Raw genomic sequence first — 24,300 nt, 5'->3', positions numbered from 1 at the left:
TTGGAAACATGAAAAAGTGCTAAGCTGGAAAATGCTAGCGATAAGTAAGTCTGTTTGTGACAGTTGGAGGCGCGATGGAAGATAACAAAACTGCAACATCAAATAACCCAAAAGTTGAAAAGATTGCGCGACTCCAGTTTATTTTAGATTCGGTATCCAGTGCTATTTTTGAAGTATCATCAACAGGCGAGATTCTTTTCGCTAATCAAGCTACCGTTACAATGTTTGGTTATTCACTCACAGAATTTAAGAGGATGAATATCGCTGATTTAGTCCCCGCTCGATATCGCGATGGACATGAAAACCACGTTAAGCAATTTTTCAAAACCAATAGCGAACGTTACATGGGTAAAGGTGAGGCGTTCTCTGCACTTCGTAAAAATGGTCAAGAATTTTTTGTCACTATCAACCTAAAACCGTCTTTTTACGAGCAACAAAATACGGTTATTGCCACGCTTACTGAATCGTCAAAATTAAAAGATACGCAAGAACAACTCGATAGCACAAATCAGCGGTTAGAGGTCGCGAGAGAGGCATCCCAAATTGGCGTATGGGAGCTTAACGTCGAAACAAATCAGCTGATTTGGGATGAGCAAATGTTTTTGCTTTATCAGCACAATCCTGCAAACTTCAGTGGCATGCTTTCCCATTGGCAAAACGCGGTTCACCCTGAAGATAGAGAAGCCGTGTTCCGCGCAATAGAATCAACGATACAAAACAACAAAAAATTTGACTCTACCTACAGAATAATCACGCCGGGTAAGCAAATACGTTACATAAAAGCTCATGGGCACTCGGTGAGTGATCCAACCGGGAAGGTCACTAAGATCATTGGTGTTAACTACGATCTAACTGAAAATTTCATCGTTCAGGATAATTTGCGACGAAGCTTAAAAGAGAACTTAGTACTTGCCAAGGTAGCGGAAGAAACGATCAATGCCGTTGTTTTGACGGACGTTCACGGTAAAACCACTTGGGTTAATAAGATGTTCACTCAAATTAGTGGATATCGCTTAGACGAGATAATTGGCCTAAAACCAGGCAAAATATTACAAGGAGTAGATACCGATCCGCAAACCATTAGAACAATGAGCGAAGCGGTTAGAAACAAGCAAGGTTTTAATGTTGACATAGTAAACTACCATAAAAATGGTAGTCCTTATTGGTTACAAATAAGATGTAAAACATTATACGAACACCAAAAGCTGGTTGGGTTTATGGCGATTCAAACCGACATAACCGAAACAAAACGGCTCGAAAAAGAAAGGCAATCGCAGCAAGAGTTATTGGAACGTACTGGGAACATGGCAAAACTCGGGGGTTGGCAACTCGATTTATTGACTAATAATGTGATTTGGTCTGATGTTGTTTATACCATTCATGAATTACCTATTGGTTCAGAAGTTGATCTGGAAAACGCCTTAAATTTTTATCCCCCTAACTCTAGGGCTAAAGTTCAGCAAGCAATGAGTTTGGCAGTTGAAAATGGCACCCCTTGGGATCTGCAAACCCCTTTTATAACAGCAAAAGGTAATAAAACTTGGGTGCGATCTGTAGGTTATGCTGAATTGACTAAAGGTGTAGCGACTTGTCTCAAGGGAGCCTTTCAGGATATCACCGAGTTAAAAAAGGCAGAAGAAAAAGCCAAAGAGGCGAGCCAGGCCAAAAGTGATTTTTTGGCCAATATGAGTCATGAAATTCGCACCCCAATAAACGGTATATTGGGAATGAACGACCTACTGTTAAATTCTGACTTAGACGAAAAGCAGCGGCATTTTTCCCAGCTAGTCAAAATTAGCAGCCATTCCTTATTACATTTAATAAACGATATTTTAGACTTTACTAAGATTGAGGCTGGACAACTCAATATTGAAATACAAGACATCAACCTATATTCGTTGCTAGGCAACACCATAGACGAAATGGCCGCGCGTGCCCATGACAAGAATCTTGAACTAATTTTGGACATCTCCCCTGACCTGCCTAGATGGGTAAAAATCGATCCAAACAGAGTAAAACAAGTTTTAAACAATTTACTGATCAATGGGATTAAATTTACAGAAAAAGGAGAAGTGGTTTTAAAAGCCGAATGTGGTAATGACCACTTACTTAAATTTACAGTTGTAGATACCGGAAAAGGTATTGCTAAAGACAAACAAGCTAAGCTTTTTACTAAATTCATGCAGGTTGATAACTCGAGTACCAGAGAATATGGTGGAACTGGGTTAGGTTTAGCTATCAGTAAACAATTAAGTGAAATGATGGGTGGAGCCATAACTGTTTCTAGCAATGTAAATCAAGGCTCAGCTTTTTGCTTTACAGTTAAATCGCAACCCACCAGCCATTCATTAACCCAATCCACTCAAACAATGTTAGCGCCAATTCGTGGAGAAAAATTGCTGGTTGTAGATACAAACGCAAGTGTGAAGCAATCCATTGTTAATTTTCTGAAGCAGGGAGAGTTGGAAATTCACTGTGTAGGAAATGCCTCAGAGGCGATCCAAGCTTTAAGGAATGCTTACAATACACAGCAACCATTTAACTATGCACTCGTTGATTTAACGCTTGCCGGAATGAATGGAATAGAACTGAGTAAAGCAATCCGAGCTGACCAGCGTCTTGCTCCATTAGAAATATTTTTAATGACAGCCCAGGCTGATGCAACGAGTGCACAGCAAAGCGCTCCAATAAAAATCAATACTTATCTTGCGAAACCACTGAAACCAGACTCTCTTATTACAGCACTGTTGACATCCAAACATTCTGACTTTAGCCGTAATAAAATACCCGTACAGCAAGTTCCCTTAACTGAAATGTCGGCACACAAACAACCGAATATTTTGGTAGTAGAAGATAATTATATTAACCAGCAAGTCGTAGTAGAAATGCTAAAGGGCCTGAATTGCCAATACCAAATAGCTGACAACGGACAAAACGCCTTAGATCTGTTAAAAAGCCATCCGGCTCATTTTGATTTAATTTTAATGGACTGCCAAATGCCGATAATGAACGGCTACGATACCACTAAACATATCCGAGCAAATGAACAACAGCAGTTTGACCAGAATATTCCAATAGTTGCGTTAACCGCCAATGCAATGAAAAGTGATGATACTAAGTGTTTTGCCGCGGGGATGAATGATTACTTGTCTAAACCCTTTTTGTCTGAGCAATTAGCTGAAATAATTCATAAATGGGTGCCAATTAGTAAACGTTAGAACAGCAATATTCGATTGCATTTCGAATACAAACTGTCGTAAAAAATTGAGGGTAAGGTTCACAATAGATATGATTAAATACAATCACTTCAGTTTTTGCCTTTTACTTTTATTTATAGGAACACATGCAACTCATTGAAATTAATAAAGCTCGGTATCGTCGGCATTTAAACTTAGTCATAGCTGGGTGTATTGGCGGTCTGGTGATAGGTAGTTTAGCGATTTCCCAAACCTTAATTTATCTGTTTCCTGATGAAAGTGGTCGACATTTTCACTGGAACTTACTGGGTGTTGTGCTTGCTAGCTTGAGTATAACTGGGTTATTGAATAAATTTCATCGCCACGATTTTATGACAGAAGTGGTATATGTATGGAAATTAAAACAATCACTTAATCGGATAAATCGAAAAATGCCTAAGCTCAAAATTGCCAGTAACGCAGGGAATGCCGATGCATTACTTGTTATGCAATATAGCTACGCAGGGTCTCGCTTGTTATGGCACCTAGATGATAACACCATAGTGTTAGATGAATTAACTAGCCAGCAAATTGAGCTTGATCGTATAGCCGCAATGTTTGAATTAACCCTAAATGTACAGGACTACGACGAGAGTCTTTTAGCTCAATTTTGATCCACACAAAAATATCTAAATAACCTGAGCTCGGGATAAGAAATGTCGACAACAAAAAAAATTAGTTAAATTTCAATCAGATACGAACTTCATCGATACTTATTAACGGTCAATTTGGGGTAAGTGATGCTATTTTTGTTCTTATCGAGGCGTTCATCAGTTTTTTAGTCATTCTAAACTCATGTTGAACAACGAAGATAAGGGCAAAAATAGCGTCGCTTACAGGCGTTGGTTACCCCGACATCAGGTTAAATACAATAAACGCTCTTCGAATTTGTATACACCAATATAGTTACTGGGTATATCGGTATCGTTCCTGTTGATTATAAAAATTAAGCTAGACTAATTGACGATTAACATTAAACTGGGCATAAATAGTACCAATAGTCCATTAACTTTATATCTTTAGGATTATTCTTAGTGGTTTGTTTTTCGTAAGGTGTAGTTATATCAAAGCCAACATGACTCTCCAAAAGGCGTTTCATTTAGACGCAGCTAAATTGTTGTATGATAATGGTTCACCAGGGATATTCGTCAGTGCTCTAGCGAGCAGTATATTGATATTCGGGTTAAGTGATGTGCAAGCTCACTCAAGTCAGCTAATCTGGTGGTTTTCAATCAACACGATTTTGCTGCTACGCGTTATTGATTTAGTCGAATGGAGAATCAATAGCAGTAAATCACTTTCGTCTGGCATGTTAGGTATACAACGTTACGCTTTAGGCAGTATTGCAACAGCAATCGCCTGGTCGTTGTATGTGGTGATATTTTATCAACAACTGAATAACATTGAGCTATTTTTGCCAATGATGATTATATGTTGTTTGGCCGGCGGTTCCGCCTCTCTTCTGTCTGCGAGTAGCTTTCTGTCCGTCAGTTATTCGATGATTTTACTGCTCCCCATGTCTTTAGCGGGGATATTTTCAGAGTTACAGCATAGGCAAGTTTTAGGTCTATTAACTTTGGGATTTGCAGCGATAATGTTGCTAACATGCATCAAAGCATCTCGTTTTACTAAGAAAGCAATCCACCAGAAAAACCTCAATTCTTCGCTCGTTGAGGATATGGAAAAAGAAAAGAACCATGTTGCTAGAGCCAATCAAGAACTAGAGGTGGCGTCAAGTGAACTCAATCAAGTTAATATTAATTTGGAAGACGAAGTAAAACGACGAACCGATGAAATATATAAACTTAGTAATGTTGACCCGTTAACACAGTTAGTCAATCGTAAAGCCTTCACCGTCAGCCTTGAGGCGTTGATAGAGCAGTCAGTTGTTAAAGACAGTCCGTTAGCATTGTTATTTATTGACCTCAATGGCTTTAAAAAGATTAACGATACTATGGGACATAAAGTGGGTGACAGCGTTTTAGTAAAAGTCACCCAAAGGATTTCGGCGTTTACTGAAAATAACCGCGCGGGGCGCTGGAACGGTGATGAGTTTTTAGTGGCTTTACCCTACAGTGATCAGGAAACCGCGATGTCAATCGCCAAGGCTATTGGGACAAGCATAACCCAACCTATTTTTGTACATGGCAATGAGTTACATCTGTCTGCTTCAATCGGAATTGCCATGGCACCGGCGCATAGCTTGTCTGCCACAGAACTTATCCAACTTGCTGATCTCACTATGTGTGAACAAAAACGCTCTGGTAACAAACGCCCTCGTATGTATTCAAATGATCTAAAAGTTAAAATCACTGCATCACAGATGATCTTGGAAGGTCTACAACATGCAATAGAAAGAAAACAATTATTTTTATGTTACCAACCGATACAGTCGGCAAAAGATAATGTGTCTTTTGCATTTGAAGCGTTATTGAGATGGGACTTTAACGGAAAATTTATTGGTCCTGATGTGTTTATTCCACTAGCCGAAAAGTCAGGGTTAATTAAAGAAATAGGTGCCTGGGTATTGAATCGCGCTTGTATGGATGCCTGTCATTGGCAATTCAATCAACAGGCGGCGGTATCCGTTAATGTGTCGGTTATCCAATTGATGGATGATGGTTTTATTCGATTATTGGATAACTGCCTTCGTAGCAGTGGTTTAGCGCCAGAAAGACTACATCTTGAGGTAACAGAGTCTACCTTTGTTGAAAACAAGGTTAAAATTCGTCAACTATTGCAACAAATTCAAGCCCGCAAGATTGATGTATCGATTGATGACTTCGGTACTGGGTATTCATCGCTATCACAATTGCAGTCGTTACCGGTTAACTACGTTAAAATAGATAAATCATTTGTAGATAATATTGAAGGTAAAGGTGAAGCGATAATTCGCGCGACCCTATTTATTGCTAGGGAATTAAACTGCCAAACTATTGCCGAAGGTGTCGAAACAAAAGAACAAGCCATAGCGCTATCGGCTATGGGAGTGGATTATCTACAGGGTTATTATTTTGCTAAACCTATGAAAAATGAAGACCTCACTATTTGGCAAAACCCCATCACTAGTATTTTTTCGTAAACTTTACCCTGAGTTTCTATTGATGATGTTAATTTGTCTCCAATAAAGGCAAAATAGTGGTTTTGTAATGAGATAAATAATTCATGGCGCAGCTTTACTTCTACTATTCGGCAATGAACGCTGGCAAATCTACATCTTTACTCCAATCAGCCTATAACTATGCCGAAAGAGGTATGAAGGCTGAAATTTTCACCGCTGCGTTAGACAATAGATATGGCACAGGTAAAGTAGCATCTAGAATAGGCTTGGAATCGGCAGCACACCTTTTTACTCCTCAAACTAATATGCAATCTGCGGTAGAAGCGCTTCTCACTAGAGGCAAGGTAGACTGTCTATTTATTGATGAAGCACAATTTTTAACGAAACAACAAGTACAGCAACTAATCTATGTTGTAGATAATCTCAATATTCCAGTATTAGCGTATGGCCTGCGAACAGACTTTTTAGCAGAAACCTTCGAAGGTAGCCGCTATCTTTTGGCTTGGGCAGACAAGTTAATAGAGTTGAAAACCATTTGTCACTGCGGCCGCAAAGCAACATTTGTGGTTAGGATTGACGAAAGTGGTCAAGCAGTAAAAGAAGGTGAGCAAGTGGAAGTGGGTGGAAATGATAGATACGAATCAATGTGCAGGCAACACTTCGCTGCGCTTGTCTGGCAATAACTGACAAATATTCACTTAATTTAAACATATAAAAAAAGCAAACAGTTCTCACTGTTTGCTTTTTTCGTATCAATCAACTGCCTAACAAAAAAGGTTATTGAGCTGACTTTTCAGAAATATAGTTTATAACGTTTGTCGCTTCACGAGACTCGAAGAAGTCTTCTAAGCTTTCACCTGCGCATGTCACGTTATCAGCTTCAAGTACGTTACCCATTACTTCTTTTTTGGTAAAACCTAAAGAGCCGATTTGACTGCTTAATGCACGTTTAAACAGGTTAACATTATTAGTTACTGCAGACTTACAGAAGTTTTTAAAGTCTCTGTCGCCAACAAACTTATATTTACTGCTTGATGCTGTAGCAACTTTAGGCTCTGCACCTGTTAAATAGTCAGCGATATCATGTGAGCCACGAGTCTTAGAAAATTCTACTAGGCTTTGTCCCGAACATTCAAAATTATCCGCGCTAGTTAAAAGCATCAACATTTTATTTTTGCTGGCACTTAAGCGAAAACCATGTTGTCTTACGTTCTTTTTAAATAAACTTAGATCATTAGTTGCAGCCGCTTGGCAAAGTTCTGCGTATTGAGTATCACCAACAAACTTGAAGTTTTTAGCGCTTTTAAGAGAAGCGCTTGCATTGAATGATAACGTAGCTGCACAAATAACAGTGGTCAAAAGTAACTTTTTCATAATAACACTCCGGTAATTTAAGGTATTTAGTAAGGGGTTGCTGGCTTTATTGCTCAACCTGATGAAACTAATTGTAATTAAGTTACAAGAATATGTTGTTTTTTTTCTGATTGTTTTTGATTAATGAATTGTAAAAAAGATAAAACCGAGATCAACATCACTACAAATCATTGTTTTAAAAGTGATTTGTTGAAACCTATATTTCATTTTAGAATAGGTCTAGTGTAATTAATTATTAAAAATACTGTAATTAAATTACATAAAATTAGTTTATTGACTGATTTTGACAACTTTTCTGAAAATCACTTACAAAAAAAGCCCGTTAGGGCTTTTTATTTCATACAAAAGAATGTTTATTTTATGGACGTAGAGCTTTTTCACCTCTAGCCAATCCACACACTCCCGTTCTTGATGCTTCGATAATCTCAGTACTTTGACTCAACGCATGTGCAAACGCATCAAGTTTGTCACTGGTACCAGTAACCTGAATGGTATAGTTGTTGGCATCAACATCAACAATTTGCGCCCTAAATATATCAACATTCCGCTTAACTTCAGCACGAACAAGCTCACTGCGGGTGGCAACCTTAACCAGCATCAGTTCTCGTTCAACGTGATGCCCGTCAGACAAATCAGACACTTTTAATACGTCGATTAGCTTATTCACTTGTTTGGTGATTTGTTCAATGACTTTGTCATCTGCAACAGTAACAATTGTTAAACGAGACAAACTTTTGTCGTCTGTTGGCGCGACGCACAAAGAATCTACGTTAAACCCTCGCTGCGAAAATACCCCGACTATACGTGATAATGAGCCCGGCGCGTTTTCCATTAATACAGAAATAATTCTTCTCATTATGTGCGCTCCGTCTTACTTAATCGCATGTCATCCATTGCACCAAATTTAATTTGCATTGGATAAACATGTTCATTTTGATCTATTTCAATGTCCATAAATACTAATCTATCTTTTGCTGCAAAACATTTTGCCATTGCCTCATCTAATTCTTCTGGCTTGGTTACTCTAATACCTATGTGCCCATACGCTTCAGCCAACTTAACGAAGTCTGGCATTGAATCCATATAGGAATGGGAATGGCGACCTTTATAGATCATATCCTGCCATTGACGAACCATGCCTAAGGCGCGGTTGTTTAAAGAGATTATCTTTATAGGTAAGTTGTATTGCATACAAGTGGCTAATTCTTGAATATTCATTTGAATACTACCATCACCCGTTACTACAGTAGATACCGCTTCAGGATGGGCCATTTGAACTCCCATTGCAGCCGGTAATCCAAAGCCCATGGTGCCTAGCCCACCAGAGTTGATCCAGCGTCTAGGTTTTGCAAACGGATAGTAAAGCGCAGCAAACATCTGGTGCTGACCTACATCTGAACTGACATACGCGTCTCCGTTGGTATGTTTATATAAAGATTCAATGACTTCTTGGGGTTTGATTAAGCCATCACCTTTTTTATATTCTAAACACTTACGAGAACGCCACTGATTAATTTGCTCCCACCAATCAGCGACTTTTGCGTGCTGAGCCTTAGCATCAATTTTGCCCATTTCTTTGAGCAATTGTTTTGCCACTTCATCAACACTGCCAACAACAGGCACATGTGCACCAACAATCTTAGAAATCGAAGCAGGATCAATGTCAACATGAATGATATTCGCGTGTGGACAGAACTTATCAACATTATTGGTTACACGATCGTCGAAACGCGCACCCAAAGCCAAAATACAATCAGCATTATGCATCGCTTTATTGGCTTCCAATCTACCATGCATACCCAACATACCGACAAACTGTTCATGAACAGACGAAAATGCGCCTAATCCCATCAATGTAGACGTAACAGGTGCATTCAGTTTCTCTGCAATCTCTGTCACCAAATCACTGGCTTCGGCTGATATAGCTCCACCACCCACGTATAAAATGGGTCTTTTCGATTCCAATAAAGTTTTTACTGCCTTCTTAATCTGCTTATTGTGCCCTTTAAGCGTAGGATTATATGAACGCATAGTGACATCTTCAGGGAATTGATAAGGATGTTCTTCTGATACATTGACTATGTCCTTAGGTAAATCGACTACTACGGGTCCAGGGCGACCAGTATTGGCAATGTAGTAAGCCTTGGCGATCGCTTCAGGTATATCCACCGCTCGCTTAACCAAAAAACTATGTTTAACTATGGGCCGTGAGCAACCTACCATGTCCGTTTCTTGGAATGCATCTTCACCAATGTGCATAGACGGAACTTGCCCAGATAACACAACCATTGGAATTGAGTCCATAAATGCAGTAGCAATACCTGTTATGGTATTAGTCGCACCTGGACCAGATGTTACTAATACGGTACCTGTTTGACCGGTTGATCTGGCGTAGCCATCCGCCATATGCGCTGCAGCTTGTTCGTGACGGACGAGGACATGTTCGACATCTTGTTGGGCATATAATGCATCATAAATATCAAGTACAGCACCACCTGGGTAGCCGAAAACATGTTTTACCCCTATATCTTTTAGCGTCCGCACAACCATTGCGGCGCCTGACATCATCTCCATCAGAATCACTCCAGAACTATATTATTTAAAAACGAAGGGGCACTATACGTGAGCAATTAGGAAACTTAAACATGAAAAACGATAAAAGTGAGATGTATATCCCAATATAGACTTATATTAGGATAATACTTCTAATAACACTTGATTATACAGCCTTAATTAGGACAAAGTTACATTACATTAACAATTGACGACTAATCATCTATTTCTACTTCTAAATCATCCTCTACGGTGTCGTCATCTTCGACAGCAGCTGGTCGATGATTGCCATAAACACTACCTAGTTTTGGACGGTTTATACGTTTTTGATATTTCACCCATGCTTTTTCAGCAGCACCTTCTGGCTCTTTTTTACCAAATGCCGCAGCTAACAAGTTGTTATCATCACTTGTTTCAGGTTGAATTTGACCATCAACTAAAGCAGCAATTAAACATCCATATTCAGACAATGCTTTGCTTTCACTAATAGAAAAATCTCCAGAACGAGAAAATCCATAGGGATAATTTTTTGTATCTTTGAACATACGTTTGACTAAAAATTCTCTAGTAAGTTTTGCCATTACAACCCCCACAAAATAAGTTAATAAGATTTAAGATCACTGAGTTAAAAAAACACTGATACTAAGAGCATTAACAGGCTAGCGCTCTCGTCTGGTTCAACTTGCTTTATAATTTAAAATCAAAATCTGTCAACTATTTTTGTGTGAATTTTTGGTTTCATTTGCTAGATATTTCAAATCAGTCTGAAGGAGATATGAATCCATTAAAAAATACATATACCTGTTATTTTACTTTATCCTAGTTTTTGGTAATCCAAGCCCAAATCATCTGACATTCTACAGGCTCAATTCCTAGTGCATCAGTAACCTGAACGGTAACGTTAACTTCACCTTTTTCAGCGGTTTGCATCAACGCAATTTGTTGCTCGGTTAAGCTGGCAACAGCCGTCATGTCTCCCGTAGCTCGTTTGACATAATTTAGCTCCATGCGTTTAATCAAAGGTAACTTATCGCCTGGCAAGTTGATCCCAACAATAAACCCTGTACATGATTCAGCTAATAACGCCATGGCCGCAGCATGAACACTTCCAATATGATTTTGAGCTTTTCGGCTATTTTTCTGACGATATGTAGCTGTTTTCCCATCTGTATGCAGCACTTCAATTCCGGTAGTACCCGCGAGTTTAACTTTGAACCTAAACATCCACGTCATTAACCTGGAACTTAGCCATTGAGGATATTGATTAACTTTGTCTACAAATGTTCTTAAAGGATTTCTTACAGCCATGATTACTTTGCCTCTGGTTTGACCAGTGGCAATTATGAATTTGTATTAAATCAATAGCAATGCATTTGTCGATGGCGACTAATTCATCTGATTGAACGAAAAGGCTATGAGTTGCAATTAGCTTTTGAAGAACTCATTGCTGAGATGATATAAGACAAGTATTCAACCGAGGTGCGATTTACTAGGTTTTTTAAAGATTTTTAACACTATCAATAGTGTTAATTTGATAACGTGAAAATTTGGAGCGGGAAACGAGATTCGAACTCGCGACCCCAACCTTGGCAAGGTTGTGCTCTACCACTGAGCTATTCCCGCATTATGATGTTGTCTTGACTTTGGACTGTGGTTACCCAAAGCGGAGGCGCATTTTACAAAAATAAAATTCCGATGCAAGTCCTAAAAGCAATTTTATTGCTTTTTTTTGTTATTCACTCGAATTTGCCGAAATTGTACGCAAATATGCAAAGGTAGCGGTTAAATGCTGAACACGTGTTGTCGGTAATAAACCAATTCTGCTATCGACTCTCTTATATCATCAAGCGCCAAGTGAACCCCTTTTTTGTGAAAACCATCAAGCAATTCGGGTTTCCAGCGTTTAACTAACTCTTTAATGGTACTGACATCAATATTTCTGTAATGGAAGTATTCTTCAAGTTCAGGCATATACTTAACTAAAAACCGACGGTCCTGACCTATAGTGTTACCACATAGCGGAGATATACCTTTGGGTACATATTCCTCTATAAAAGCGATGGTTTGCTCGGTCGCTTGTTGAATATCAGTCTTGCTTTCGCGGCAACGCTTGGTTAACCCTGATTTTCCATGAGTATCAATGCACCATTGATCCATAGAGTTTAATACTTCGTCAGTCTGATAAATTGCTAATACAGGCCCTTCAGCTAAAATATTCAAGTCTTTATCAGTGACTATAGTGGCAATTTCTAAGACTAAGTCAGATTCAGGATCTAGCCCTGTCATTTCCATATCAATCCAAACTAAATTTTCGGTGTTAATTGCCATGTGGACTCCTAAACAAAAAAGAATAAATGAACAACAAATACATAAAGATTTGGTATCCATCTCTGCAAACGTTAACATGATACTAGAAATTGTATTAATTACAGCAAAGATAAAACGTGGCTAAAAAACCAAAGTTAACAGATAAGCAAAAACGGCAAGTTTCGGTAAACCGCTCGAAGCACCTTTCAAGGGGCGCTAAATCGACGGAGATCGAAGATAATCAACTTGGTGAGCAACAGCTTGGGCGTGTAATTGGTAGATTTGGCAAACACGCTGACGTTGAAGATAAGTCGGGTGTAGTGCATAGATGTCATATGCGGCGGACTATCAAAAGTGTCGTCTGTGGTGACGACGTTTTATTTAGGCCTGGAAAGGACCTGTCTCTTAGTATCAGCGGAATAATTGAACTCGTCCAAGATAGAAAATCTGTACTTACCCGCCCAGATTTTTATGATGGGGTCAAACCTGTTGCCGCGAATATCGATCAGATCATTATAGTGAGTTCGGTATTGCCTAGCTTATCTCTGAATATAATTGATAGGTATTTGGTTGCAGCAGAAGACGTCGAAATCTCGCCCGTGATACTTTTAAACAAAGTCGAGTTGCTTAACTCAGAACAACTTGAAGAAGTGGAAGGTCAACTGAACGTTTATCGTGATATTGGTTACAAGATTGTTTACACCAGTTGTAAAACGTTAACAGGACTCGATGAACTAGCAGCCTGCCTTAAGGATAAAATCAGTGTGTTTGTTGGACAGTCTGGTGTAGGAAAGTCGAGTTTAATCAATAAATTACTTCCTGAAGCTGATGAATTAATTGGAGACATTTCTGACAACTCTGGTTTAGGACAGCACACAACAACTACAGCTAAACTGTTACATTTCCCAGCTGGCGGAGATTTAATAGACTCTCCAGGAGTACGGGAATTTGCTTTATGGCATCTGCCAGCAGAGCGCTTAACAAACGGGTTTAAGGAGTTCAGAGACTATTTAGGAGGCTGTAAATTTCGAGATTGTAAACATGGTAGTGACCCTGGCTGTTTAATTAAGGCCGCTGTAGAAGAAGGCAAGATAAGCCAACAACGTTACCAAAGTTATCATAAAATTTTATTAAATATGGATGAACTTCGCCCTGCACATACCAAAGTATGACCTCCCACGTTTAACCACAAAATTCACCGGTAAAATCTACTAGCATATAGCCTATTGGACTTAGTGAAGAGCACAAAATCAAGATTATTGCGGTACAATTCTCGACGGTAAAGTTAGATCATTAGGAAGTTACTTTGTTTGATTCTTTAAAAATCGCGCTGCAATACGTTATACCAAAACACCTTTTATCACGTATGGTAGGCAAACTAGCGGCGGCGGAAGCTGGCGCATTCACGACAGCTATTATTAAGTTATTTATTAAGCAATATAATGTGGACATGTCCGAAGCACTCGAGCCTGATCCAGAATCTTACCGCTCATTTAATGCGTTTTTTACCAGACAATTAAGAGCCGATGTACGCAGCATTTGTCAGGATAAAAAACAACTGGCTTTACCGGTTGATGGTGCGGTGAGTCAATTAGGTAACATTAAACATGATGCTATTTTTCAAGCAAAAGGCCATGATTATAGTTTAACAACATTACTAGGGGGCAAACCTGAGCTCGCAAAGCCGTTTCTCGACGGTAAGTTTGCGACCATCTATCTTTCCCCAAAAGATTACCACCGTATCCACATGCCCATTGACGGACAACTAACGGATATGATTTACGTGCCCGGAGAGCTATTTTCTGTGAGCCCACTAACGGCAGAACGTGTACCTGGACTGTTTGCAAGAAACGAACGAGTGGTTGCAATTTTCGATACTGAAATTGGTAAAATGGCCATGGTGTTAGTTGGAGCGACTATTGTTGCGAGTATCGAAACCAAATGGGCAGGGACAGTATCTCCTCCTGCGGGCAAAAACGTACAACATTGGCAATACCCAAGTGAAGGTGACAATTCAGTCTTTATTAAGAAAGGCGAAGAAATGGGTTTGTTTAAGCTCGGCTCAACCATTGTGGCTTGTTTCGAAACTGATACCTTGGAATTCGCAGATCTCAGTGCTGGAGACGTTACGCGCCTCGGCGATGTTTTCGCTGAAATAACGAACTAATCCAGTGGATCCCGTCAAGAAAAGCTTGTGGTCTCTGCATGTCACTATGGCGTTGCTAGGAGCAACAGCATTATTCTCTAAACTCTTGCCCTTGTCTGCTACCGATATTACGTTCGGTAGAGCCTTTGTTGCTTGTGTCATGTTGTTTGCCATTGTGAAAATATTTCAAGGCTCGATTAAATTAAACAGCCTGAAAGATTATTTTATCGCGCTGTTTTTAGGGTTGCTAATGGCTGCCCACTGGGTCAGTTATTTTGCCGCCATGCAATACTCTTCAGTGTCAGTAGGCATGATAGCATTGTTTACCTTTCCAGTGATGACAGTGCTGTTGGAGCCTTTTTTTGAGGGTATACGTTTAGTTTGGCAAGATATAGTGAGTGCTTTAGTTGTACTTTTTGGTATCTATTTGATCGTCCCTGAAGTGTCCTTGGAAAATGAAATAACCCAAGGTGTGTTGATTGGAATAGCGTCAGCGATTTTATATTCCTTCAGAAATTTGGTGCACCGCAAACACTTCTCTCATTACTCCGGCGCACAAGCCATGGCCTATCAAACACTGGTCATTTTTATTTCACTAAGCTTTTTTTCGAGCGAAGAATTATTCAAGGCCAGCAACGAAACTTATATAGGCCTAGTGGTTCTGGGGATATTTTTAACAGCTGTACCACATGCTTTGATTGCGGCAAGCCTTAAACACTTGCGGGCCAAAACATTTTCGCTCATTGCGTGTATGCAACCTTTGTATGGCGTCAGTCTCGCTATAATCGTATTAGGTGAACAGCCTAGGTGGCAGACTATCGTTGGTGGATTATTAGTGATATCCGCTGCTATCTATGAAACTATCAACGCACAAAAACTACACAGTAAATAATCCCAAGAGAGCTTACAAGATGCTGATATTTGCTCACAGAGGTGCCAGTGCTGACGCTCCAGAAAATACTCTATTATCGATTGACCTAGCCCTAGAACAACAAGCTGATGGCATTGAAATAGATGTTTATCAGCTTGGGAATGAATTAGTAGTGATACACGACCGATGGGTCAGTAGAACCACTAATGGTGACCGCGCGCTATCAGATTACAGACTCGCAGAATTACAAGCCTTGGATGCAGGGCAAGGACAATGTGTTCCGACACTAAGGCAAGTGTTACAGCGCGTGCAAGGTCAATGTTTGATGAACATTGAAGTAAAAGGTGTAAAAGATATTTTGTTGTTGAACGAAAATATCAATAAAGCGGTGAGTGAGTTTAATTTTAGCACTGAGCAATTCATCGTTTCATCTTTCGACCATCATATGATAAAAGCGTTTAAACGTATTGCTCCCATTATAAAAATAGGTGCATTAACAGCCAACAACCCTATCGGACATGCCAAATTTGCCCAAGAATTAAACGCTTACTCAGTTAACGCAGATGTCAGCTTTGTCGATGAGGCATTCGTAATAGATACTCACAGTCGCGGACTTAAAATGTTTGTTTATACTGTTGATGAGCCAGAAGATTTGCTTAGATTACAGCAGTGGGGAGTAGATGGCGTATTTAGCAATGGGCCGGGAAAAGCCAGAAAGGCATTAGTGGATCGTTCTAAGAGCTAGCGCATCCACTATCACAGTCTTGGCAGCTCTGACATAACTTCAAGTTCACTATATGAGCGCCCACTATTAAAAAAGCACCTATCGCTATAGTGAAAGGCTCGTAAGACTCGCCAAACATATCTTTGTTCCAATAAATCAGTCCACCTAAAACTAGGCTATATAGAGGGTAAAGCTGTCTGTGGTAGCGATAAAAGCCTGAGAACAATGCCCAAAATCCAATAATCATCGAAAGAGATAATATGCTTCTTTCAAACCAATCTTGAGCAAAAAATGAGGCACTAATAAAAGGCACAAGTGGAATAAGTATAGGTAACAACAAACAATGCAACGCACACAAACTGGAGGCCCAAATGCCTAGTCTGTCTAATAGCGTTTTGTCTTTGTTTGCTTGCATAAATAACTACCTCATTTTTAACGAGCGTTATAATATAACATTTCATAAAATATACAAGTATTTACTGGTTAAAATTTGACGAAATTATCATAAGAAATAACCGCAAGAAAAGATCAAACGCTGGGCCTTAAGTCGTTTCACATTCATTAAGAGATGTAAGTTACTCTCTTTTAAATATTCTAAAACTTAAGGTAACAACTAACAGTACGATTGCGCCGGCTATAATGCCAATCAATCCATCGAGTAAAATAGGCACGGTTGACCCTACAACAGCAATCGACTCAACACTATGCAAAATAGGCCCAAGTAATTGATGTATCAGTGGAATGCTGTGCACTAAAATGCCGCCTCCCACTAAAAACATCGCTGCGGTACCAACAATTGATAATGTCTTCATTAAAATAGGCGCAAAAATCAACAGCCCTCTTCCTAGGGATCTTTGTAGGCTGTTAAACGAACCACTGACAGACTTTCTAAGCAGGTATAATCCAGCATCGTCCAGCTTTACAATTCCAGCGACTAAACCATAAACTCCTACGGTAATAGCCAAGGCTAACAATGACACTACAGTCACTTGGGTAGCAAAAGACTCTGCTTGCACAGTTCCGAGCACAATCACCACTATTTCAGCGGACAAAATAAAGTCAGTTCTAATCGCGCCCTTTATTTTGTTTTTTTCAAGGTCAACTAGATTCACTTTTGGGTCTGCCACGGCAGCCAGTTTTTGTGCATGTTCTTGTTCTAATTCTTGTTTAGAGTGAAGAAACTTATGGGCGAGTTTTTCAACACCCTCGTAGCACAAATACAATCCTCCTATTACGAGTAACACTACAATTAACCATGGCAAAAATGCACTTATCAATAATGCAGACGGTACTAAAATGAGTTTATTTAAAAAAGAGCCCTTAGCAACAGCCCAGACGACTGGCAATTCACGCTCTGCTTTTACACCAGAGACTTGTTCTGCATTTAAGGCTAAATCGTCACCTAATACACCAGCAGTTTTTTTTGCAGCAACTTTAGACAATATGGCAACATCATCTAAAATCGTCGCTATATCATCTATCAAAGCAAGTAGATTCGCGGCTGGCATAGGATATCCTTACAAGGTTGGAGAACTGAGTTCAGGTTTTACTTTTGAATGATAAGCATAACTCCCACTTGAAGATACAACTTCACTCATTTTAATAAGCGTAATACCATGTTTTTTTTGAAGCGTATCTAAGTGTTGCTTCAAATATTTAAGAGTTTGTGGATAAGGGTGGGCGATCCCTATCGCTGACCCATAGGTTTTTGACAACTTAAGTAAACGCTTAAATTGTTTGTCAATTTGCTCAAGACTTGGAGTATGGTCGATAAACACATTACGTTTGGCGCTCAGCACTCCTTTTTTCTTCGCTATAATTTGAGCTTTGCTGTATCTAGTTGTGCGGCTATCCACAAAAAACAAACCGCGTTCCGATAAAAATTCCATGGTCACCGTCATCGGCACTGTGAGTTGCGTCAATCGACTTCCCATATGATTATTGAGACCGACAGCGTTTGGTACTGTAGACAAAGCGGCTCTTAATGTTTGTTCTATTTGTTTTGGTGCCATGTTAGAAAGCAGTACATTTTTTTCCTGGTTATTGCCAGCCAGTGACTCCATCGGCATATGCAAAATAACTTCTCGCTGCTGCGCTGCTGCTCGTCCTGAGTAAGTTTTAGATAGTGCTTTATTGGGTAAAATAGCAAAGGCTACGTTGACGGGTAAGGTGAAGGCCTTGGCATCTTGATCGGTATTTCCAATATCATCAATGATCAAGCCGATTTGCGACGCGCTGACTGAAAAACTGATATATAAAAGACAACTAAATAGAAATAAGCGCATGTTTTTATTATTGTTTTACTCTGATACTTTTGGTTTCAATTATAATCACATCAACTAATTTTACTAGGATTCAATTGTATTGAGACACATTGTGACTATAGTTTTAACCAATTTACTGGGTTAATAGGCTTTCCTTTAAGTCGAATTTCGAAATACAAATTAGGGCGACTTTGTCCGCCACTTTGCCCGAGCAATGCAATTGATTCTCCTGCTTGCACAATTTCCCCTGCTTGCTTTAATAAAGCTTGGTTATGACCATAAAGACTCATAAATCCATCGCCATGATCCAAAACAGTGACTAAACCAAAACCTCGAAGCCAATCAGAATAGAGGACTTTAGCGTGATGAATGGCAACAACCGAGTCTCCAGCGGTGCCATTTATGACTACACCTTTCCACTTAATTTGCCCTTGCCTATACCGGCCAAACATCTTTCGAAGGTTACCTTTGGCAGGCATTAGTAGACTCCCTTTTAGGGAGCTTAATCCGGCTAAGGTTATATCTTGTTTGTCGACTTGTTGTTGCGCGCGCGCCAAAGCTTCGAGTAAATTCTTTTCATTAATTTGCAATTGAGCAACTTTTGCCTCTTCCGATTCTATTGCACTTTGCATTGCAATGAGCGTTTCTTCTCGTTGAGCTAGATTGGCCTTCAATACTTTTTGTTGTTCGAGTTGTTTAGCTCTTAGTTGTTCTAACTCGGTTTTGTTATCGATCAATTTGGCATTTACTTTATTCAGTTCTTTAACCAATAAATTAAAGCTATCGATCTGTGATTTACGGGCCTTATTTAAATACTGATAATAGGTGATAGTCCGCTCAAAGTTTGCGGCATCTTGCTGATTTAACAACATTTTTGCAAAGTCATAATTACCTGTCATATAGGCACTTCGAATTTGCTTCGCTAATACCGACTTTTGCTGCTCTAGAGAAGTTAAATACTGCTTTTGTTGTTTGCGCAAGTCTGTGAGTTGCTGCTGATTTTTGACCAACGACTTGTCAATGCTATTAAGCTCTTTGGCTGACTTGGCAATTTGCAGTTCAACTTCCTTGAGGTTGTCTTGAAGCTTCTTCGCTGCCGCTAATTGTTGGCTGATTTTTGCCTGTTTATTCTTTATTTGTTGTTGGATACTTTCAAGGTCTGACTGCTCTTGGGCATGTACGCTGGATTCAACAAAAACACCGAATACTAACGCTAAGAAGAAAAGCCTAAAAGTAAGGCTTTTCACTTGATATAATGTATGTCCAATCAAACTCAATTGGCTAATCCAATGTCACTATTGGCGTGCCCGTCATTTCTGGGGGTTGTTCCATCCCCATCAAATGTAACATAGTAGGTGCCACATCACTAAGCGTGCCTCCTGTGCGCACTGTAGATTTTTTCCCTACATGGATAAATGGCACTAGCTCGCTTGTATGTGCCGTGTGCGCCTGCCCAGTTTGTGCATCTTGCATTTTTTCAGCGTTTCCATGGTCTGCGGTAATTAAGCAATCGCCTCCATTACGCTTAATTGCCTCCACCACTCTTCCTATGCAAGTATCCACAGCCTCACAAGCTTTAACGGCTGCATCGAAATTACCGGTATGCCCAACCATATCGCCATTTGGATAATTACAAACAATCACGTCAAATTTTCCAGAATCGATCGCGGCAACAAGCTTATCTGTCAATTCTTCAGAGCTCATTTCTGGCTGCAAATCATAAGTGGCTACTTTTGGAGATGGCACTAAAATTCGTTCTTCACCAACATATAAATCTTCACGTCCACCACTGTAGAAAAAAGTTACATGCGCATATTTTTCCGTTTCTGAAATGCGTAATTGGGTTTTGTTATGCTTAGCTAACCATTCCCCCATAACGTTTACTAAAGGTACTGGTGGATAGGCCGCAGGAGCATCAATACTCTCTGCATATTGAGTCAGGGTAACGAAAGCCCCAAGCTCAATGTGTTTACCTTTATTAAATTCACTAAAATCAGGTTCTACAAATGGCCGACTAATTTCTCGTGCCCTGTCTGCTCTGAAATTCATAAAGAAAAGGGCGTCGCCATCTTCTAATGGCGTCGCTTTACCAATTACCGTAGCTTGCATAAACTCATCATTTTCGTCGCGATCATAGGAAGCCTCTAGTGCTTCTATCGCGCTGGCAGCAGTTTTGCTACCTTTGCCATGGGCAATTAAATTATACGCAGCCTCGACTCTATCCCAACGGGCATCTCTGTCCATCGCGTAATAACGCCCTATAACACTGGCTGTTTTTCCAACACCTAGCTCTTCAAAAACAGCGTCAGCCGACTGTAAGGGTCCTTTTGCACTGCGAGGTGGCGTGTCTCTACCATCTAAAAAAGCATGCAGATATAATTTGGTCGCGCCCCGCTTGGCCGCCAATTTTAACAAAGCAAATATATGATCTTGGTGACTATGTACCCCTCCTTCCGACATCAAGCCCATTACATGAATTGCTTTATCCGCTTGAATTGCCTTATCAAGATTGTTAGTTAGAATAGGATTTTCATAAAATTCACCATCCTCAATCGCTTTTGTCACCCGTGTAAAGTCTTGATAAACCACTCGTCCAGCACCCAAATTTACATGACCGACTTCAGAATTTCCCATTTGTCCCGGAGGTAAACCAACATCCAAACCTGAACCAGATATTAGAGTATTACTGTAGGTATTACATAAACCGTCTAAAACAGGAGTATTAGCATGAGCAATCGCATTACTATCTTGATCGTCACGGTGGCCCCAACCGTCTAAAATGATCAAGGCGGTGGTCTTTTTGGTTTGACTCATTATTCAGTCCTTATCTTTAAAACTATTAACTAATGTTATGATGACATACTAGGAACGACTGTTATATTAACCATATGACCTAGTTGTTTGATAATGCGCTAATGTTATCGCTACTCGCAATCTAGGTCACGGCTAAATCATTTTAAAAAACCAAATGTATAACAATAAGTTATTCTATGTGGTGCCTTTGAATTTACTCTAGGGCTAGTTTCTGTACTGAAAATCTATATACTTTGGCCTCATTTTTTTAAGTTACATATCTTTAAGGCTCACCTGTTATGGATCAAATCGTAGAATTTGTCACAAATCATTATATTTTATCTGGTTTATTTGCTGCGCTTTTGGTCGCTTTAATATACACCACTGTGGCGAGTCTGTTTTCACCTTTGAAAGAATTAAACACTCATGAAGCAACTTTACTCATTAATAGAGAAGATGCTTACATCTTGGATATTCGTCCATCGGCGGAATTTAAAAAAGGCCATATATTAGGTTCAAAACAAATCAAACCTGAGTTAGTCACTAAAGGCGACTTTAGTACCCTTGAAAAATTCAAAGACAAACCCATTATTGTTGTTTGTGCAATGGGCATGACATCTAAGCGAACAGCATCCCAAATGCTCAAAGCTGGATTTACTCATGCTGCAACCTTGAAAGGTGGCATAAATGCTTGGCAAGGTGCGAGCCTTCCTATCACTAAATAACTTGTGGAAAGTGAATATGAGTCAAGTTGATATTTATACTAAAGGATATTGCCCATATTGCCATCGTGCAAAGGCTTTATTGAATAAAAAAGAAATAAGCTTTAATGAAATTGAAATCGATGTAATGCCTGAATTGCGCAGCACAATGATTGAACGAGCAAAAGGTAAATCTACTGTTCCACAAATTTTTATTAATGATCATCATGTAGGCGGTTGTGACGACTTGTTTGCATTAGAAGCAAAAAACCAACTAGACAGTTTACTCGCTGACTAATAACTCAAATAAAGGAAGTACCATGGCTGACGAAAATCAACCAAACGAAGCTGCAGCGCAGCCTGAAGCGGCACAAGGCCCACAGTTTTCAATTCAAAGAATCTATACAAAAGATATTTCTTTTGAAACACCCAATTCACCCGCTATGTTTCAGAAAGAATGGAAACCAGAAATTCAGTTAGACTTAGACACCAAAAGTAATCCAGTAGGTGAGAATCTTTATGAAGTCACTTTATCAGTTACTGTAACAGCGACAATAGGTACAGAAACAGCGTTTTTGTGTGAAGTTCAACAAGCTGGAATATTTATGATCGGTGAAATGCCGGATCAGAATAAAACTCAAATGCTTGGTGCGTTTTGTCCTAATACTTTGTTCCCTTATGCGAGAGAAACCATTTCTAATTTAGTCAATCGTGGTACTTTCCCACCATTAAACTTGGCACCTGTAGATTTTAACTCAGTTTTCGCGGCATACATGCAAAAACGAGCACAACAAGCTCAAGAGCAAACTACTCAGAAACTAGACGCATAACACGAGTAATTTCAAATTGAATTCAGTTTGTGTATTAGGGGCAGGATCTTACGGTACTGCCCTAGCGTTTTGTTTATCCCGTAACGGCGTTAAAACCGTGTTATGGGGACGTGACGAACAACAGATGCAATTAATGGCTAAAAGTAGATGCAACCAAAAATATCTTCCTGATGCCATATTCCCAAACGACTTAGCGATTGAAAGTAAACTAAGTGAAGCTGTAACCAACAGTCAGGATATTTTGATTGTGGTACCCAGTCACGCATTTTCAGATACACTAAAACAAGTTAAAACCTTTCTCAAACCACACCACAGAATAATATGGGCAACTAAGGGTTTAGAGCCTGAAACAGGCAGATTACTTCAAGAAGTTGCTATAGAACTGTTAGGTAACGACATACCGATTGCCGCCTTGTCAGGTCCAACCTTTGCGAAGGAAATGGTTGCTGGACTTCCCACTGCAATTTCTTTGAGCTCTACCAATGAGAATCTAGCTATAGAGTTTGCTAATAAGCTTCACTGCTCTAAATCCTTTAGAGTTTATAGAAATGATGATTTTGTCGGAATACAACTAGGAGGAGCAGTGAAAAACGTTATTGCTATTGGAGCCGGACTTTCCGATGGTTTGGGTTTTGGGTCAAATGCTAGGACTGCGCTAATCACTAGAGGACTAACTGAACTTAGCAGATTAGGCGTCAATATGGGCGCTAAACAAACCACCTTCATGGGCATGTCGGGACTAGGTGATCTAGTACTTACGTGTACGGATAACCAATCACGAAATCGAAGATTTGGCTTGGCACTTGGCAAAGGTTTAGGGATCCAAGAAGCGATGACCGAAATTGGTCAGGTCGTTGAGGGGTATCTTAATACTAAGGAAGTTCATATACTTTCAAAAAGGTTGGGTGTAGAAATGCCAATTTGTGAGCAAATTTACGAAGTTTTGTATAACAATAAACCAGCGAAAGACGCGGCATTGACATTACTAGCTAGAGATCCAACATCAGAATAGATGACCTCTCGTACTTCTCCCTTATTTTTATCGTTACCAATCATAAGAGCTCTACAAACTCCCTCAGGAGTATTCTACACTCTTCTCATAGACTATCCCTAACGAGCGCCAGGGTTGCTTGAAGCCCCCTTAATAATCAAGAATCCACTCATTGCTATTGTAAATCCATAGAGCGTTGCGGCCGATTACAGGTCCCTGTTATCGTTAAAATATTAACATTTACTATTTAGTTTGCTCAATACCCAAACTTAAGCGGCAGTAACGTGCATTTAACCTTAGGTAGAACGTCAGTTAGAGAGTAAATAGTCAAAATCGAGTGGGCGTCGTTAAGAACATGCAGACGCCAACCAACAAAAAATGATCTTATACATTACTCACTTGCACGATTCGTAATGAGCAGTTTGGGAGTCTGGCAATGTGCGACCTAC

The 24,300-nt window shown here is 39.7% G+C and carries 23 protein-coding genes and 1 tRNA gene; 12 read left to right on the top strand and 12 right to left on the bottom strand.

Annotation, left to right across the window (positions count from 1 at the left end; all coding sequences use genetic code 11):
* Positions 1-74 precede the first annotated feature (74 nt).
* The 4 genes from KO534_RS07385 to KO534_RS07370 all read left to right on the top strand — a co-directional run bounded on the left by KO534_RS07385 (position 75) and on the right by KO534_RS07370 (position 6,980).
* Positions 75-3,218: a response regulator gene (locus tag KO534_RS07385; RefSeq protein WP_215928973.1), complete on the top strand. Its 3,144-nt coding sequence runs from the start codon at positions 75-77 to the stop codon at positions 3,216-3,218.
* Positions 3,219-3,343: 125 nt separating this feature from the next.
* On the top strand, positions 3,344-3,850 hold the full coding sequence (locus KO534_RS07380; protein ID WP_215928971.1) for a DUF3087 domain-containing protein: 507 nt from the start codon (positions 3,344-3,346) through the stop codon (positions 3,848-3,850).
* 461 nt (positions 3,851-4,311) lie between these two features.
* Entirely contained in the window at positions 4,312-6,318 is a 2,007-nt protein-coding gene (locus tag KO534_RS07375; protein WP_215928969.1) for a putative bifunctional diguanylate cyclase/phosphodiesterase, read from the top strand.
* 83 nt (positions 6,319-6,401) lie between these two features.
* Positions 6,402-6,980 (top strand): thymidine kinase, encoded by a 579-nt coding sequence (locus KO534_RS07370; RefSeq protein WP_215928967.1) that lies wholly within the window; start codon positions 6,402-6,404, stop codon positions 6,978-6,980.
* A 94-nt stretch (positions 6,981-7,074) separates the two neighbouring features.
* Here the strand turns inward: KO534_RS07370 and KO534_RS07365 are convergent, their stop codons facing one another.
* From KO534_RS07365 to orn, 7 genes are all read right to left on the bottom strand, one after another.
* Positions 7,075-7,671, bottom strand: a complete 597-nt coding sequence (locus KO534_RS07365; protein ID WP_215928965.1) for a hypothetical protein — start codon at positions 7,669-7,671, stop codon at positions 7,075-7,077.
* Between the two features lie 358 nt (positions 7,672-8,029).
* Complete coding sequence (ilvN, locus tag KO534_RS07360) at positions 8,030-8,527, bottom strand: acetolactate synthase small subunit (protein ID WP_215928963.1); 498 nt, start codon at positions 8,525-8,527, stop codon at positions 8,030-8,032.
* The gene (locus KO534_RS07355; RefSeq protein WP_215928961.1) at positions 8,527-10,245 is read right to left on the bottom strand and encodes an acetolactate synthase 3 large subunit; all 1,719 of its coding nucleotides are present in this window, start codon (positions 10,243-10,245) and stop codon (positions 8,527-8,529) included. The genes ilvN and KO534_RS07355 overlap by 1 nt, the downstream gene beginning before the upstream one ends.
* A gap of 194 nt (positions 10,246-10,439) precedes the next feature.
* Positions 10,440-10,805 (bottom strand): DUF413 domain-containing protein, encoded by a 366-nt coding sequence (gene maoP / locus KO534_RS07350; RefSeq protein ID WP_215928959.1) that lies wholly within the window; start codon positions 10,803-10,805, stop codon positions 10,440-10,442.
* Between the two features lie 238 nt (positions 10,806-11,043).
* Complete coding sequence (locus KO534_RS07345; RefSeq protein WP_215928957.1) at positions 11,044-11,532, bottom strand: DUF4442 domain-containing protein; 489 nt, start codon at positions 11,530-11,532, stop codon at positions 11,044-11,046.
* A 240-nt stretch (positions 11,533-11,772) separates the two neighbouring features.
* A tRNA-Gly gene (locus KO534_RS07340) sits at positions 11,773-11,847 on the bottom strand.
* 159 nt (positions 11,848-12,006) lie between these two features.
* Entirely contained in the window at positions 12,007-12,552 is a 546-nt protein-coding gene (gene orn / locus KO534_RS07335) for an oligoribonuclease (RefSeq protein ID WP_215928955.1), read from the bottom strand.
* A gap of 116 nt (positions 12,553-12,668) precedes the next feature.
* On the opposite strand from orn, the gene rsgA reads away from it, so the two are divergent.
* The 4 genes from rsgA (at position 12,669) to KO534_RS07315 (ending at position 16,293) form a co-directional block, all read left to right on the top strand.
* Positions 12,669-13,703, top strand: coding sequence for a small ribosomal subunit biogenesis GTPase RsgA (gene rsgA, locus KO534_RS07330; RefSeq protein ID WP_215928953.1), 1,035 nt, complete (start codon positions 12,669-12,671; stop codon positions 13,701-13,703).
* A gap of 134 nt (positions 13,704-13,837) precedes the next feature.
* Positions 13,838-14,698 carry an archaetidylserine decarboxylase gene (gene asd / locus KO534_RS07325; RefSeq protein ID WP_215928951.1) on the top strand — a complete coding sequence of 287 codons (861 nt, stop codon included), beginning with the start codon at positions 13,838-13,840 and terminating at the stop codon, positions 14,696-14,698.
* Positions 14,699-14,702: 4 nt separating this feature from the next.
* The gene (locus KO534_RS07320) at positions 14,703-15,569 is read left to right on the top strand and encodes a DMT family transporter (RefSeq protein WP_215928949.1); all 867 of its coding nucleotides are present in this window, start codon (positions 14,703-14,705) and stop codon (positions 15,567-15,569) included.
* Between the two features lie 19 nt (positions 15,570-15,588).
* Entirely contained in the window at positions 15,589-16,293 is a 705-nt protein-coding gene (locus KO534_RS07315) for a glycerophosphodiester phosphodiesterase (RefSeq protein WP_215928947.1), read from the top strand.
* Here the strand turns inward: KO534_RS07315 and KO534_RS07310 are convergent.
* The 5 genes from KO534_RS07310 to gpmI all read right to left on the bottom strand — a co-directional run bounded on the left by KO534_RS07310 (position 16,283) and on the right by gpmI (position 21,350).
* Positions 16,283-16,687 (bottom strand): MerC domain-containing protein, encoded by a 405-nt coding sequence (locus tag KO534_RS07310; protein ID WP_215928945.1) that lies wholly within the window; start codon positions 16,685-16,687, stop codon positions 16,283-16,285. The two genes, KO534_RS07315 and KO534_RS07310, sit on opposite strands and share 11 nt — an antisense overlap.
* Before the next feature lie 160 nt (positions 16,688-16,847).
* On the bottom strand, positions 16,848-17,780 hold the full coding sequence (locus KO534_RS07305; protein WP_215928943.1) for a DUF808 domain-containing protein: 933 nt from the start codon (positions 17,778-17,780) through the stop codon (positions 16,848-16,850).
* Positions 17,781-17,789: 9 nt separating this feature from the next.
* Positions 17,790-18,557 (bottom strand): divergent polysaccharide deacetylase family protein, encoded by a 768-nt coding sequence (locus KO534_RS07300; RefSeq protein WP_215928941.1) that lies wholly within the window; start codon positions 18,555-18,557, stop codon positions 17,790-17,792.
* Between the two features lie 95 nt (positions 18,558-18,652).
* Entirely contained in the window at positions 18,653-19,684 is a 1,032-nt protein-coding gene (locus tag KO534_RS07295) for a murein hydrolase activator EnvC family protein (protein ID WP_354667913.1), read from the bottom strand.
* A 133-nt stretch (positions 19,685-19,817) separates the two neighbouring features.
* A complete protein-coding gene (gene gpmI / locus KO534_RS07290) occupies positions 19,818-21,350 on the bottom strand; it encodes a 2,3-bisphosphoglycerate-independent phosphoglycerate mutase (RefSeq protein ID WP_215928939.1) in 1,533 nt (510 codons plus the stop codon).
* 278 nt (positions 21,351-21,628) lie between these two features.
* Between gpmI and KO534_RS07285 the strand changes: the two genes are divergently transcribed.
* The 4 genes from KO534_RS07285 to gpsA are packed head-to-tail and all read left to right on the top strand — an operon-like array spanning position 21,629 to position 23,872.
* Positions 21,629-22,054 (top strand): rhodanese-like domain-containing protein, encoded by a 426-nt coding sequence (locus KO534_RS07285; protein WP_215928937.1) that lies wholly within the window; start codon positions 21,629-21,631, stop codon positions 22,052-22,054.
* A gap of 16 nt (positions 22,055-22,070) precedes the next feature.
* Positions 22,071-22,328, top strand: a complete 258-nt coding sequence (gene grxC, locus KO534_RS07280; RefSeq protein ID WP_215928934.1) for a glutaredoxin 3 — start codon at positions 22,071-22,073, stop codon at positions 22,326-22,328.
* A gap of 22 nt (positions 22,329-22,350) precedes the next feature.
* The gene (secB, locus tag KO534_RS07275) at positions 22,351-22,860 is read left to right on the top strand and encodes a protein-export chaperone SecB (RefSeq protein ID WP_215928927.1); all 510 of its coding nucleotides are present in this window, start codon (positions 22,351-22,353) and stop codon (positions 22,858-22,860) included.
* A 16-nt stretch (positions 22,861-22,876) separates the two neighbouring features.
* Positions 22,877-23,872 carry an NAD(P)H-dependent glycerol-3-phosphate dehydrogenase gene (gene gpsA / locus KO534_RS07270; RefSeq protein WP_215928925.1) on the top strand — a complete coding sequence of 332 codons (996 nt, stop codon included), beginning with the start codon at positions 22,877-22,879 and terminating at the stop codon, positions 23,870-23,872.
* Positions 23,873-24,300: the final 428 nt, after the last annotated feature.

The sequence above is a fragment of the Paraglaciecola arctica genome (assembly GCF_018861065.1).
Taxonomy (GTDB): domain Bacteria; phylum Pseudomonadota; class Gammaproteobacteria; order Enterobacterales; family Alteromonadaceae; genus Paraglaciecola; species Paraglaciecola arctica_B.
This window is presented reverse-complemented; position numbering and strand designations above follow the sequence as displayed.